General features: G+C 70.1%; 12 protein-coding genes. 8 read left to right on the forward strand and 4 right to left on the reverse strand.

The features are described from left to right. Positions 1–107: 107 nt before the first annotated feature. Both sigK and CXQ92_RS05510 read left to right on the forward strand, forming a co-directional pair. A complete protein-coding gene (gene sigK / locus CXQ92_RS05505; protein WP_104165930.1) occupies positions 108–725 on the forward strand; it encodes an ECF RNA polymerase sigma factor SigK in 618 nt (205 codons plus the stop codon). 16 nt (positions 726–741) lie between these two features. Further along, positions 742–1,602: an anti-sigma factor gene (locus tag CXQ92_RS05510; protein ID WP_181033555.1), complete on the forward strand. Its 861-nt coding sequence runs from the start codon at positions 742–744 to the stop codon at positions 1,600–1,602. Positions 1,603–1,626: 24 nt separating this feature from the next. On the opposite strand, the gene CXQ92_RS05515 is transcribed toward CXQ92_RS05510, so the two are convergent. The 4 genes from CXQ92_RS05515 to CXQ92_RS05530 form a co-directional block, all read right to left on the reverse strand. Continuing rightward, complete coding sequence (locus CXQ92_RS05515; protein ID WP_104165933.1) at positions 1,627–2,379, reverse strand: PIG-L deacetylase family protein; 753 nt, start codon at positions 2,377–2,379, stop codon at positions 1,627–1,629. A 3-nt stretch (positions 2,380–2,382) separates the two neighbouring features. After that, the gene (locus CXQ92_RS05520) at positions 2,383–3,330 is read right to left on the reverse strand and encodes an electron transfer flavoprotein subunit alpha/FixB family protein (RefSeq protein WP_104165935.1); all 948 of its coding nucleotides are present in this window, start codon (positions 3,328–3,330) and stop codon (positions 2,383–2,385) included. A gap of 44 nt (positions 3,331–3,374) precedes the next feature. Further along, positions 3,375–4,202, reverse strand: coding sequence for an electron transfer flavoprotein subunit beta/FixA family protein (locus CXQ92_RS05525; protein ID WP_181033556.1), 828 nt, complete (start codon positions 4,200–4,202; stop codon positions 3,375–3,377). A gap of 199 nt (positions 4,203–4,401) precedes the next feature. Further along, entirely contained in the window at positions 4,402–5,937 is a 1,536-nt protein-coding gene (locus CXQ92_RS05530) for a S1C family serine protease (protein WP_104165937.1), read from the reverse strand. Positions 5,938–6,285: 348 nt separating this feature from the next. On the opposite strand from CXQ92_RS05530, the gene CXQ92_RS05535 reads away from it, so the two are divergent. The 6 genes from CXQ92_RS05535 (at position 6,286) to CXQ92_RS05560 (ending at position 13,546) form a co-directional block, all read left to right on the forward strand. Beyond that, positions 6,286–8,397, forward strand: coding sequence for a TPM domain-containing protein (locus tag CXQ92_RS05535; protein ID WP_306738427.1), 2,112 nt, complete (start codon positions 6,286–6,288; stop codon positions 8,395–8,397). 54 nt (positions 8,398–8,451) lie between these two features. Next, the gene (locus CXQ92_RS05540; RefSeq protein ID WP_104165940.1) at positions 8,452–9,270 is read left to right on the forward strand and encodes a PspA/IM30 family protein; all 819 of its coding nucleotides are present in this window, start codon (positions 8,452–8,454) and stop codon (positions 9,268–9,270) included. 126 nt (positions 9,271–9,396) lie between these two features. Then, positions 9,397–10,788: a deoxyribodipyrimidine photo-lyase gene (locus CXQ92_RS05545; RefSeq protein ID WP_104165942.1), complete on the forward strand. Its 1,392-nt coding sequence runs from the start codon at positions 9,397–9,399 to the stop codon at positions 10,786–10,788. A gap of 394 nt (positions 10,789–11,182) precedes the next feature. After that, positions 11,183–11,620 carry a hypothetical protein gene (locus tag CXQ92_RS05550; RefSeq protein ID WP_219815682.1) on the forward strand — a complete coding sequence of 146 codons (438 nt, stop codon included), beginning with the start codon at positions 11,183–11,185 and terminating at the stop codon, positions 11,618–11,620. A 164-nt stretch (positions 11,621–11,784) separates the two neighbouring features. Further along, a complete protein-coding gene (locus CXQ92_RS05555) occupies positions 11,785–13,176 on the forward strand; it encodes a hypothetical protein (RefSeq protein WP_146067395.1) in 1,392 nt (463 codons plus the stop codon). Next, a complete protein-coding gene (locus CXQ92_RS05560) occupies positions 13,169–13,546 on the forward strand; it encodes a DUF1622 domain-containing protein (protein WP_258069725.1) in 378 nt (125 codons plus the stop codon). Before CXQ92_RS05555 ends, CXQ92_RS05560 begins: the two co-directional genes overlap by 8 nt. The last annotated feature ends 69 nt before the right edge of the window (positions 13,547–13,615 follow it).

Here is a 13,615-nt window from a genome sequence, read left to right on the forward strand (position 1 = left end):
GGGGGCGTGGGATGGTGCTTGTTCGTGAAGGACGTGCACGGTACGGGCGCCGCGCGGGTTCCGGCGCCGTTCGGCGTGGGGCCGCGGGCGCTTTATGCTGGAGCCCTATGGAAACGCCACGAGTAAGCCGGGTCAGCCCCGTAGCTCCCGCGTCGGACGAGTCCGCCGCTGATCCCGGCGCCGGTCCTACCCTGACCGATCTGCTGTCGAGGATCGCACGACAGGATCGCACCGCCTTCGCCCTGTTCTACGAGCAGACCTCGAAGCGCGTCTACGGGCTTGCACGGCGCGTGCTCATCGACCCCGAACTCAGCGAGGACGCCACCCAGGAGGTCTACCTCCAGGTGTGGAACACCGCGGACCGCTTCAACCCGTCCCTCGGCAGTCCCATGGCCTGGCTCATGACCCTCGCCCACCGCCGCGCCGTGGACAAGGTGCGCTCGGAACAGAGCGCGACGGACCGTGAGGCGCGGTACGGGGCCGCCACCCAGACGGTGGATCACGACGACGTCGTCGACACCGTGACCCAGCGGCTCGAGGCGGAGAGCGTCGTGCGGTGCCTGGACACGCTGACGGCGACGCAGCAGGAGTCGGTGAAGCTCGCCTACTACGGCGGACTCACCTACCGCGAGGTGGCCGAGAGGCTCGGCGTCGCGGTACCGACCATCAAATCGAGGATCCGAGACGGATTACTCCGACTGAAGACATGTTTGGGGGTGACCTGAGATGCAGGACAAGGATATGAACCGACAGTTCGCCGATGACCTCGGCACGGACCTGGCCCGAGGCCACGTCCTCGAGTGGGCCGAGCTCTACGCGCTCGACGCCATCAGCGCGGACGAACGCCGCATCATCGATGCGTTCCTGGCGGATGCCGATCCGGCCGTCAGCGCGACGTTCACGGAGCGTGTCCGCACGTGCCGTGAGACGGTGACCACCGCCTACGCGAGCGAGCAGATGGACCCGCCCGCCGATCTCTTCGAACGCATCCTCGCCAGGCTGCCCCGGGCCGCCGGCGACGCGGACCCGACGCCCGCGGCGACCGGTACCGACACCGCAGGGGTGTACGCGATCGGTGGACCGACCGCACCCGACACGGGACACGACGCCGGACAGGACGAGCTGGCGAAGCGCCGCACGGCGAAGGCCTCGATGTCCTCACGCGCCGCACGCTGGGTGGTGGCAGCCGCCGCGGCCGCCGTGCTGGCGGTCGGTGGCGTGACCATCGCGCAGACCCTGCAGCAGACCACGCTCCAGGAGCAGGTCCTCCAGGCCTCGGACGTCAGGACGGCGCAGCTCGCCCTCGCGTCGGGCGGGACGGCGGACCTCGCGGTCTCCGGCGAGGAGAACGCGGCCGTGGTCACGCTCAGCGGAGTCCCCGCGCCGACCCCCGGGCACGTCTACCAGATGTGGCGGATCCCCGCGGACGGAGCGGAGCCGGAATCCGTGGGCACGATGACCGGGGAGGACGTCGCCGGGACGAAGGTCACGGAACTCGAGGACATCAGCGGGTACAGCGCGATCGCGATCACCGTCGAGCCCGACGGCGGGTCGGCGACACCCACCCTGCCCATCGTCGCCCAGATCCCGCTCGGGGCCTGAGCACCGGCGGCGTCGACGGCAGGGCTAGAAGCCGGCGATCGTCTCGTCGGTGTTGATGCCCACCACGTGGAAGGACTCGGCGCTGCGTCCCTCCGGCAGGCCGCCGCGACGCGCATTGTCCCGGAGGATGTCCCGGACCCGCGCCCGCATCCGCTCCACATCGGGATGCTGGCTGCGATGGGCGCTGATCGCCGCGATCTTGGTGTCCTCGGCTCCCGTGACGTCGACGAAGCGGTTCTCGAGATGCGCGGGGCCGCCGTAGAACCACAACCAGGGGACACGGAAACTCTTCAGCCCCGCCGCCTCGAGCTCCGGGTACGCGAAGGGGTTCTCGACCGCCGGGTAGATGGCGCGCGTTACGGCCTCCCCGCAGGCGAGGTGGTCCGGATGGCTCTTCTGGATCCGGTCCCAGCTGCGCTCGGGGTGCATGGACAGGACGATGTCCGGACGCACCTCCCGCATGCGCCGGACGATCTGCCGGATGACGCCGTCCGTCGGCTGGAGATAGCCGTCGGGCTCGCCCAGGAAGGTGACGTCCGTGACGCCCACGAGCCCGGCTGCGGCGACCTGTTCCTCCCGTCGGAGCGCGGCCAGCCCGGGCCGGTCCTCGTCGGAGAATCCTCCGGCGTCACCGTCCGTCAGGATGCAGTAGCCGACCTCCGCGCCGGCGGCGGTCCACCGGGCGATCGTGGCGGACGCACCGAAGTCGATGTCGTCCGGGTGGGCGGCGAAGACGAGGACGCGTCCGGGAGGCGCGGAGTCCGGTCCGATCGGCACCTGCTACAGCCCGCGCTTCCGGATCTCCTCGGTGGCCTGCGGCAACACCGTGGTCAGGTCACCGACGATCCCGAAATCGGCGATCTCGAAGATGGGTGAATCGGCGTCCTTGTTGATGGCGACGATCACCTTGGAGGTCTGCATCCCGGCCTTCTGCTGGATCGCTCCCGAGATACCCGCCGAGATGTACAGCTGGGGGGACACCGTCTTGCCGGTCTGGCCGATCTGCGCGGAATGCTCGATCCACCCGGCGTCGGTGGCGGCCCGCGACGCACCGACCGCGCCGCCCAGCGCGTCCGCGAGGTCCTCCAGCGGGCCGAAGTCGCCGTCCACGCCGCGGCCGCCCGCGACGATCACGCGGGCCTCCGTGAGCTCGGGCCGGCCGCTCGCCGGCTTCTCCACCCGGCCCGTGATGCGCGCCGCGGCACGGGGGAGCTCGACGGCGACGCTGACCTCCTCGGGGGAGGACGGAAGCCCGGCCTCCACCGCCTCGAAGCTGTTCGGCTTGACCGTCAGGATGGCGACGCCGGTCGTCACGCGGCACTGCACGGTGTAGGAGCCGGCGAAATCCGACTTGGTCGCCGTCAGGTCGGCGTCGAGCCCCACGACGTCCGTGATGACTCCGGAGTCGAGCTTGATGCCCAGCCGGGCGGCGATCTCCTTCGATTCGTAGGAGTTGCCGAGCAGCACGATCCCGGCGCCGGAAGCCCGCACGGCCTCGGCGAGGAACGCGGCCTTCCCGGCCACGAGCACCTCCGAGACGGCCGAGTCCTCCGGTCGGTAGTACCGCTGCACGCCGTAGGAGCCGATGCCGTCGAGATAGGCCTGTCCGGCCTCGTCGGCGAGGGCTACGGCGACATCGCCGAGCGAGGCGGCGAGCGAGAGCAGTTCGCGCTCGCTCTTGGCGAGACTCGCTGCGGGGTGGTCGAGGAATACGAGGACCGAGGTCATGAGGGAACCCTCCTGGAAGGAACGGACGAGCGGGCGGGCACCGGCTAGAGGAGCTTCTGTCCGGCGAGGAAGTCGACGAGCCTGATGCCCGCGTCGCCGTCGTCGGTGATCACGACGCCCTGGCTCCGGGGCGGCCTGGGAGCGGCCGCCTGCACCGACGTCCATGATCCGGCGAACCCGACCTCGTCCGGCCGCACACCGATGTCCGCCAGGGACAGGACCTGGATCTGCTTCTTCTTCGCCGCCATGATGCCCTTGAAGTTCGGGTAGCGGGGATCGTTGATCTGGTCGGTCACCGACACCAGGGCAGGCAGTGAGGCCTCGATGGTCTCCGCATACGTGTCGCTGTCCCGTCGCGCGGCGAGCGTCCAGCCGCCGTCGCCGGGCGTCAGGTCGAGCGACGCCGCGAACGTCACCTGGGGCAGGCCGATCCGTTCGGCCAGCTGTGCCGGCACGAGGGAGGTCTCGCCGTCCGTGGACGCCATCCCGGTCAGGACGAGGTCGAAGGGTCCGACGTGCTGCACGAGGGCGGCGAGGGCCCTCGACGTGGCGGAGGCATCGGAGCCGGTGAGCGCGTCATCGGTCAGGTGGACGCCTTCGTCCGCCCCGATCTGGAGGGACTTCTTCACCGCGTTCACTGCGGCCGGGGGGCCCATGGTGATCGCCGTGACGCGGTGCCCGGCTGCGGCTCCCCCGTGGGCCTCGACGAGCTGCAGGGCCGCTTCGAGCGCATACTCGTCGAGCTCGCAGAGGATGCTCTCCGCACGGACGGTCGTCAGGTCCTCGCCGCTGATGTGGCGATCGAACTGAGCGTCCGGAACATGCTTCACTAGGACCGCGATGCGCAGTCCGCTTGCTGTGGCCTCGTCCATTGATGACCTTCCTCGTCCGGGGATCTTCCCATCGACTAGCTAACCATAGTGGGGGTGACACGGACCGAGGTCCTGCTGGCGCACCGCGATCGCATGCGCTCCCGCTCCTACCGGTCAACGAGCAGGAGGCGGTCCCTGATCCGGGACCGCCTCCTGCTCGGGCGCCGACCTGCCGTGTCGTCGGCGTGCTCGGTGTCCGCTACTGCGTGGGAGCCTGCGCCAGCGTCACGTCCACCGACCGGGACTCACCGCTCCGCACCACCTCGATCGGCACCTGCTGCCCGACCGTCTGGATCCGGACCGCCGCGGTGAGGGACTGGGGGTCGCTGATGGTGTAGGTGCCCACCCTGGTGATCACGTCGCCGACCTGCAGCCCGGCGTCCTCCGCGGGTGATCCCGGCTCGACCCGTTCGACAAGCGCTCCGGCGGGGAAGGTGGACGTGCTCTGGGCTCCGTCGCTCCCGGCCGGCGTGACGCTGACCCCGAGGAAGCCGTGCGTCGCCTCGCCCTCGGAGATGATCTCCTGGGCGATGCGGTCCGCGTAGTTGATCGGGATGGAGAAGCCCACTCCGATGTTGCCCGTGGACTCCCCGGAGCCGCCCGACGCGATCGCGACGTTGACGCCGATGATCCGGCCGTCCGCGTCGACGAGCGCGCCGCCCGAATTGCCCTGGTTGATGGCGGCGTCGGTCTGGATCACGTTGAGGAAGATGGACCCCTGCGCCTGCGGCTGCTGTCCGCTCGAACCGCCCGGGGGCAGGAAGTTGAATCCTTCACCGTCGTCGGACTGCCCGCTGTCCGGTTGTTCCTCCGGCACGGCGGAGGACGCCACGCTGATGGTCCTGTTCAGCGTCGAGACGATGCCGTCCGTAACCGTTCCGCTGAGACCCAGCGGGGCGCCGATGGCGATCGCCGTGTCTCCGACGTTGAGTTCGTCGGAATTGCCGAGGGTGGCGGCGGTGAGGTCCGGTGCGTCGATCTTGATGACGGCGAGGTCGCTCAGCGGGTCGGTCCCGACGACCGTCGCCGGGAACACCCGTCCGTCGTTGAGCTTGACCTCCACGGCCGGGTCGGAGACCTGGCCGCCGAGGGTCACGACATGCGTGTTGGTCAGGATGTGCCCGTCGGTGTCGAGGATGATCCCGGAGCCGGAACCGCCAGAGGTCCCGCCGCTGACCGCGATCGTGACCACGCTGGGCGAGGCCTTGACGGCCGCTCCGGTGATGGTGTTGACGTCGTCGGTGTTGTTCACCACGATCGACTCGGGCGCGGCCTGGGAGATCCCCGCCGTCGGATCGTCGTCGAGGGCGCCGAGGCCTGCTGCCGCGACGCCTCCGCCGACCAGCCCGGCAGCGAGCACGCCCGCGGCGAAGGTGGCCATGCCCACACGCCGACGCCCCCTGCTCCCCGTGCGGCCCACGGCGTTCGGCTCGGCATGGCCGTGGGCCCGGTTCTGCTCGCCGTAGAAGGGCTGGTGTCCCGTGTAGGCGGGGTGGGAGCCGGGACGGGAGACGGACGGGGCCTGCTGGGACCCTGCCGGCTGGGACCCTCCCGGCTGGGACCCTGCCTGCGGTTCGACCGTCGGCTCCGGACCGGTGACAGGATGCTGCGCGGTGGGCGGTCCAGCGACCGGCTGGGTCTCCGTCACGGGGTGGGATGCGCCCGTGCCCCACGACGGCGGAGTCTGCGGCTGGGGAGGCAGGGGTCGGTCGGGGTTACCCGGCTGCTCGTTCATGGGGGTCCTTTCGTTGCTGTTGACAACATCATGACAACTTTCCCTGAGCCTTCCGCATGCGTCCGCTGTGCGGAATCTGGGAAGTCGCTGGAGATGTGCTGCTGCGGCACGACGCCGTCGGGGCTCCTGACCCCAGTATCCTCCGACATCCCCGACCAGGGCGCGGGTGCACCGCCGTCCGGCGTCGATGGAGGCCGTGCCTTTCGCTAGGGGCATAGGTGTCGATGGTGGACGCTCCCCCACGCCAACCATAGAATCGGAAAGACAGGGAGCCTCCGGCATCCACCGGCCTCAGTCCTGGGACCGGACAGGCCCGGAGGACGTGCTGAAGGGTCGAAGATGCGAATGATGAGCAGGCGCACCCGCGTCTCTGCTGTGCTGGGCGCCGTCGTGGCGATCCCACTGGTCTCGGGCACCGCGGCGTTCGCCGACGAACCGATCACCTTCCCGTCCGGGGACTACGTGATCGACAATGCCGGAGTGCTCAGCCCCGAGGAGGAGAGCGAACTCGAAGCCGCCGTCGCAGACCTGCAGGCGTCGGAGGGATTCACCGTCCGGGTGGCCTACGTCGACACCTTCGAGAACCCGAGCAACGCCGGGCAGTGGGCGGAGGAGGTCGCCATCGCGAACGCGTCGTCCGCCGACGAGGCCGTCCTGGCCGTCGCGGTGGACCAGCGTGAGGTGGGGTTCGTGGCCGGAGAGCAGTCGGGGATCTACCCCTCGGTTCAGGAGATCCGCACCAGCTACGTCATCCCGGAACTGCAGGCCGATGACTGGCTGGGAGGCGGTCTCGCAGCGGTGGAGGGGGTCGATCAGGCGCTCGCCGGCGGGACCGGCGGTTCCCCGGGTGACGGGACGTCCCAGGACGGCGGCGGTTCGGGCGGCAGTGGCCTCGGCGGCCTGGTGCTCGTCGGCGGGCTCGTCGCCGTAGCGGGTGCCGGCGGCTACATGCTGCTCAAGAGGAGCGGCGCCGGCAGCGCGCAGCGCAAACGCGAGGAATACGGCTACGGGCCGGTACCGTCCTCCGAGGGCGAGATCGTGGATCCGCTCGCGGCCCTGAGCGTGGAGGACCTGCGCAAGCGGGCGGGCAGCCTCCTGATCGCCGCCGACGACGCCATCAAGTCCAGCGAGCAGGAGCTCGGCTTCGCGGAGGCGCAGTACGGGGCCGAGGCCATCGCCACGTTCTCCCAGGACATCGCGACCGCGAAGCAGCACATGGGCGAGTCCTTCAAACTCCAGCAGCAGCTCGACGATCACATCCCGGACACCGAGCAGCAGCAGCGCCAATGGCTCGGGGAGATCATCCGCCGGTGCGAGGACGTGAATGCCTCCCTGCAGGAGCACAAGGAGGACTTCGACGCGCTGCGCGAGCTCGAGCGGAACGCACCGGACGCCCTGCGCCGTGCGCAGTCCGCCGCCGACGAGGCCGGCCGGCGGTTCTCCGCCGCCGAGGGGACCCTGCGGACCCTGCAGGCCCGCTACCTCGAGTCCGCCACCACCCAGGTATCCGACAACATCGAGCAGGCCCGCGAGCGCCTGGCCTTCGTCGGCAGCGCGGCCACCGAAGCGCAGGCGCGGATGGCCCAGGGAGACACCGGGCGTGCCGTCGTCGCCGTCCGCGCTGCCGAGGAGTCGGTACACCAGAGCACCGTCCTGCTCGATGCGATCGACAAGCGCGCGGAGGAACTGGGCGGCGCCGAGCGCGAGCTCGACCGCGCGCTGCCCGACAGCGAGCAGGACCTCGCGCAAGCCCAGGCCATGGACCGCACGGGGCAGTACCGCGACCTCGCCGGACCCATTGCGGCCCTCCAGGCCGCCGTCGCGACGGTGCGCCAGGAGCGGCAGAACGGGCGCAGCAATCCGCTGGCCCTGCTCCAGCGCCTGGAGGCGGCACAAGCACAGCTCGACGCCGCGCTCGGTGGCGTGCGCGACCAGGCGGAGAACACCCGGCGCGCACAGGACGCCCTCCAGCACGCGCTGATCGCGGCGCAGTCGAGCATCTCCGGGACCGCCGACTACATCCGTGCCCGTCGCGGCGGCGTGGGCAGCGAAGCCCGGACTCGCCTGGCCGAAGCCGAACGCAACTTCGACTACGCCGTCGACCTCCAGCGCTCGGACCCGGTGACCGCGCTGTCCCACGCCCAGCAGGCGACCATGCTCGCCGAGCAGGCAGCCCAGCTCGCGGAGCAGGACGTCGACGGTTTCGGCGGCGGAGGCATGGGCATGGGCGGCCGGTACGGAGGCCGCGGCGGCGACGGGATGGGCGGCGCCCTCCTCGGCGGCATCCTGCTCGGCGGCCTGCTCAACGGCGGTGGCTTCGGCGGCGGGCACCACGACGTCGGCGGCTTCGGAGGCGGCTTCGGAGGTGACGGCGGGAGCTTCGGCGGAGGCGGCTTCGGCGGCTTCGGCGGAGGCGGGGGCGGCTTCGGGGACTTCGGCGGCGGCTTCGGCGACTTCTAGCCGCCCTCGGGCGGCCGGACACAAGGATCATTCGCAGAATCGAAAGGGAAATCAATGGTAAAGCAGTCGATATTCGGCAGGATGGCTCAACTGACCCGGGCCAACATCAATGCGTTGCTCGACCAGGCGGAGGATCCGCAGAAGATGCTGGACCAGATGGTCCGGGACTTCACCAACAGCATCGCCGAGGCGGAGAGCGCCGTCGCCCAGACCATCGGCAACCTGCGGATGATGCAGGACGACTACAACGAGGACATCGAGAACGCCCGCAGCTGGGGCAACAAGGCCCTCGCCGCCTCCCGCAAGGCCGATGAGTACCGCGCTTCCGGCGACACCGCCGACGCCCAGAAGTTCGACAACCTCGCCAAGGTCGCGATCCAGCGTCAGATGGCGTCGGAGAACGAGGCGAAGGGCGCCGAGCCGACCATCGCCTCCCAGACGGAGATCGTCGAGAAGCTCAAGACCGGCCTGAACCAGATGAGGGGCAAGCTCAACGAGCTCACGGTCAAGCGTGACCAGCTGATCGCCCGCTCGCGCACCGCGCAGGCCCAGCAGCAGGTGCACGACGCCGTCAAGAGCATCGACTTCATGGACCCGACGAGCGAGGTGGGCCGCTTCGAGGAGAAGATCCGTCGTGAGGAGGCCAAGGTCCGCGGTCAGCAGGAACTAGTATCGTCCAGCCTGGATGCCCAGTTCGAGAGCCTCGAGGACCTCGGGGAGCAGACCGAGATCGAAGCCCGCCTCGCGGCGCTGAAGTCCGGCTCCGGGTCGCAGTCCGCGATCGGCCAGGGCGCCGACAGTGATGCCGACGCCGCCATCGACCCGAGCGCCTCCACCGGCGCTCCGGCGACAAGGAGCGAGACCACCTACTGATCCGGTCCGGTCCGGCCGGTGACCGGTCAGGACCAGGATGGACAGCAGGGGACCGCAGCCGTCAGGCTGCGGTCCCCTGCTGCGTCCGCGGCCCGGACTGTCGGAGCCCGCCGGTAGATTGAGTGCATGGCTGTGACACTGGTGTGGTTCCGCGACGACCTTCGGATCTCCGACAACCCGGCGCTCGCCAGGGCGGCGGAGCAGGGCGACGACGTCGTCGCCTGCTACGTGCTCGATGATCGCACCGACGGCATCCGCCCCCTGGGTGGCGCGTCCCGCTGGTGGCTCCACCACTCGCTCGCCTCACTGGCCGGGTCCCTCGGCGAGCTCGGAATACCGCTCGTGCTGCGGCGGGGGGCGGCGGCGGAGGTCCTGCCGCAGCTCGTCGAGGAGTCGTCGGCGCGGTCGGTCCTCTGGAACCGGCGCTACGGTCTGGTCGAACGCACCGTGGATGCGACGCTCAAGACCTCCTTGACGGACCAGGGGGTCGAGGCCACGAGCTTCCAGGCCAACCTCATGTACGAACCGTGGGAGGTGGTGTCCGGCGCGGGCGAGGCCTACAAGGTGTTCACGCCCTTCTGGAGGGCCTGCCTCACGTTCAGGACCCCGCGCACTCCCCTGCCCGCTCCGACGTCCCTCAGGGGCCCGAAGCTGGCTTCCGACGATCTGGACGCCTGGGGACTGCTCCCGACCACGCCGGACTGGGCGCAGGGACTGCGGGAGACCTGGACACCGGGCGAGGCCGGCGCCCATGCCCGTCTGGACGACTTCCTCGACGGTGCCGCCCACGGCTACAAGGACAACCGCAATCTCCCCGCGGTCCAGGGCACCAGCATGCTCTCCCCCCACCTGCGCTTCGGCGAGATCAGCCCGTTCGAGGTCTGGCACGCGGCGCAGGACCACAAGGACAGCTCGACGGCGGAGGACATCCGTGTCTTCGGGTCCGAGCTCGGCTGGCGCGAATTCAGCTGGCAACTCCTGTACTTCAATCCCGAGCTCGCCACCGTCAACTATCGTCCCGAGTTCAATGCCTTCGCCTGGGAGAGTTCCTCGCAGTCGGAGCTGGAAGCCTGGCAGCGCGGCCGCACGGGCTACCCCCTGATCGATGCCGGTATGCGCCAGATGTGGGAGATCGGCTGGATGCACAACCGGGTGCGCATGGCGACGGCGTCATTCCTCATCAAGAACCTCCTGATCGACTGGCGCGTGGGAGAACGGTGGTTCTGGGACTGCCTCGTCGATGCCGATGCGGCGAGCAACGCCGCAAGCTGGCAGTGGGTGGCCGGATCGGGGGCGGATGCCAGTCCCTACTTCCGGATCTTCAACCCGGTGCTGCAGAGCAAGAAGTTCGACCGCGAGGGGCGGTATCTCCTCCGCTTCGTCCCTGAACTCGCCGACGCCGACAACATCCACGAGCCATGGAAGGGAGCGGCGCCCGGCTACCCCGAACCGGTCGTGGACCTCAAGGAGAGCCGGGAGCGGGCGTTGAGCGCCTTCAAGGCCCTCTCGCAGGGCTGAGCCCGCGTCCGGGTCCATCCCCTCCTGCGCCACCGGCGGCGCCCGCGATGCCGCGGCAGACCGAGACCCAGCAGTCCGGCCCACCCGATGGTTGACCGGACTTCTTCCGTGTCCGTCGAAGCCGTTCCCCCTACGTGGGGGCCCACGTCCCGCCGGGCGGCGCATCATCCGGCGCGGATGACCCTCCCCCGGCCCGGCGGCCGTGAGTCCCCTGCCGCCCGCCGACCACCATCCGCGTGCTCACCATCTTGGGGTGATGCGGGTGCAGCCGCCGTGCAGGATTCTCGGGGTGTACACATGGCCCGGCCTCGGGCAGGGCCACGGTGGACTACCCGCAAGGGCAGGTCCGGTAGCCAATGCGTCCCCCCGGGGGCCCGACCAAGGAGTAGTCAGCATGTCGAACGACAGCAGGACCTCGACCACCAACTTCGACCAATCCACCTCCCGGCGCAGCGAAGGAGCCGTCGGCGTGACCGTCCTCGCCGGCACCCTGATGATCATGATCGGCGTCTTCCACGCCTTCCAGGGCATCGTCGCACTCCTGAACGACACGTTCTACGTCGTGCTGCCCGAGTACGTCCTGGCGTTCGACATCACCACGTGGGGCTGGGTCCACCTCATCCTCGGCGTGGTCGTGGCGGTCGCCGGCGTGGCCCTGTTCCAGGGTGCGACCTGGGCCAGGACGGTCGCCGTCATCGTGGCCTGTGTCAGCATGGTCGCGAGTTTCGTGTGGATGCCCTACTACCCGCTGTGGAGCCTGACCGTCATCGCGCTCGACATCTTCGTCATCTGGGCGGCCGTCCTCCACGGCCGCGACATCGTGGCCGAGTGACAGACCGGGGCGGCTCCACGCCGAGGTCCTCGTGAAGTGGTGAGGGTCCGCCGCCTCGACCTTCATGGACCGGCGGACCCCTCGCCGCCCCGAGCGCCCGGCAGGCCGGCCCGAATCCCAGGCGTACTCCCACGCCATCCTCCGACTCGAGAGGCGCAGTGCAGATGCATGTCACCGAGACCCGAGACCAGGAAATCGCAAGGCTGTCGGCGGAGATCGCCCGGCTGCAGTCGCAGCTCCACGCCGATCCCGTCGGGACGCCACCGCCCGCACGCGTCCGCCGGACCGGACGTGGGCGGGCGTTCCTCGCCGTGCTGCTGATCGCGCTCGGGGTGCTCCTCGCCCCGCTCGCCGTCGTCGCGGCGTGGACGAAGGCCGAAGTCACCAACACCGACCAGTTCGTCGCCACCGTGTCCCCGATCCTCGACGATCCGGCCTTCCAGACCTACCTGGTCGATGAGATCACCGCGGCCATCAACGAGAGCGTCGACATCGAGACGATCACCTCGGACCTGTTCGACGGGATCGCCACCCTCGACCTCCCGCCGAGGGCCGCCACCGCGCTCCAGCTGCTCGAACAGCCGGCCGTGGAGGGTGCCCAGTCGCTGATCCGTTCCACGACCGAGCAGCTCATCGCCTCCGACGCCTTCGAACAGGTGTGGGACCAGGCGCTGAGGAGAAGCCACGACGGGCTGACGTCCGCCCTCAGCGGAGACACCTCCGGCGCCGTCGTGATCAGCGACGCGGGCGAGGTAGGCATCCAGCTCGGACCGATCGTCGCCGCGGTCAAGGAGCAGCTGACGGCGCAGGGCTTCTCACTGGCCGACCGCATCCCCGAGGTCGACCGCACGATCGTCGTGGCCCAGTCCGATGAGCTCGTCCAGGCCCGCTCGGCCTACCAGGCCGTCGACGTGCTCGGCCTCGTGCTCCCCTGGGTGAGCATCGCCCTGCTCGCCGCCGGCGTCCTCGTCGCACGGAGGAGGGCACGGGCGCTGATCTGGGCCGGTCTCGGTCTGGCGGTCGCGATGGCGTTCCTCGCCCTCGGCGTGGCCATCGGACGCGTCGCCACGGTCGCCGCGCTCTCACCGCAGTACATGCCGTCGGGCGCCGCCGAGGCGATCTATGACGCCCTCGTCCCCCTGCTCTACTCGACGGCCCTCGCCGTCGGGGTGGCGGGCGTGACCACGGCCGTCGTCGCCTACCTCGCGGGGCCGTTCCGGGGCGCCGTGGCGGTGCGCCGCCTGACGGTCGACACGGCCAGGCGGGCACGCGCGGCGGCGGAGAGCAACGGAGCGACCACCGGAAGGTTCGGTGCGTTCCTCTACAGCTCGCGCCGGTACATCCGGATCGGGATCGCCGTCATCGGTGCGGCCATCGTGCTGTTCGTGAGGCCGCTGACGCCGGGGGTGACCCTCTGGACGGCGGCCGCCGCGCTGATCGCCATCCTGCTGCTCGAACTGCTGCAACGGCCGCCGGCCGTCGAGGTGGACGTGCGGGTCGAGGGCGAGCCCGTCGTCGGCATGGCCCCGCCGGCGAGGGACACGCAGCGTGTTTGAGGAGGTCGTCTCCGTCGGGGTCCTCGTCATCGAGGTCGTCGGCGCACTGATCATGATCGTCGGCGCCGGATTCGCCCTCGTGGCCGCGGTGCCGTCGATGCGGCGAGCGGATTCCCGAGGGAAGGCGTACGAGCGGTTACGCCGGAACGTGGGCCGTGCGATCCTCCTCGGGCTGGAGATCCTCATCGTCGCCGACATCATCCGCACCATCCTCGTCGACCAGACCCCGCAGAGCGTGGCGGTGCTCGCGGGCATCGTCGCGATCCGCATAGCGCTCAGCTTCTCCCTCGAGGTGGAGATCGACGGCATCTGGCCCTGGGCGAAGTGGCGTGTCGCGGCCGCGCAGTCACAGGTCGAGCCAGGAGAATGACCGCGGCGCTCGACCCGGTCTGCTGCCCGTCACCCCCTCCGATCGTCGGTGGCCTCGGGGCGACGAGGG

It is taken from the genome of Arthrobacter sp. SX1312 (genome assembly GCF_002929295.1).
Classification (GTDB): Bacteria; Actinomycetota; Actinomycetes; order Actinomycetales; family Micrococcaceae; genus Arthrobacter_D.

Coding starts and splice junctions, on each gene's coding strand:
- sigK (WP_104165930.1), top strand. CDS start 108: ATGGAAACGCCACGAGTAAGCCGGGTCAGCCCCGTAGCTCCCGCGTCG.
- CXQ92_RS05510 (WP_181033555.1), top strand. CDS start 742: ATGAACCGACAGTTCGCCGATGACCTCGGCACGGACCTGGCCCGAGGC.
- CXQ92_RS05520 (WP_104165935.1), bottom strand. CDS start 3,330: ATGACCTCGGTCCTCGTATTCCTCGACCACCCCGCAGCGAGTCTCGCC.
- CXQ92_RS05525 (WP_181033556.1), bottom strand. CDS start 4,202: ATGGACGAGGCCACAGCAAGCGGACTGCGCATCGCGGTCCTAGTGAAG.
- CXQ92_RS05530 (WP_104165937.1), bottom strand. CDS start 5,937: ATGAACGAGCAGCCGGGTAACCCCGACCGACCCCTGCCTCCCCAGCCG.
- CXQ92_RS05535 (WP_306738427.1), top strand. CDS start 6,286: ATGAGCAGGCGCACCCGCGTCTCTGCTGTGCTGGGCGCCGTCGTGGCG.
- CXQ92_RS05540 (WP_104165940.1), top strand. CDS start 8,452: ATGGTAAAGCAGTCGATATTCGGCAGGATGGCTCAACTGACCCGGGCC.
- CXQ92_RS05545 (WP_104165942.1), top strand. CDS start 9,397: ATGGCTGTGACACTGGTGTGGTTCCGCGACGACCTTCGGATCTCCGAC.
- CXQ92_RS05550 (WP_219815682.1), top strand. CDS start 11,183: ATGTCGAACGACAGCAGGACCTCGACCACCAACTTCGACCAATCCACC.
- CXQ92_RS05555 (WP_146067395.1), top strand. CDS start 11,785: ATGCATGTCACCGAGACCCGAGACCAGGAAATCGCAAGGCTGTCGGCG.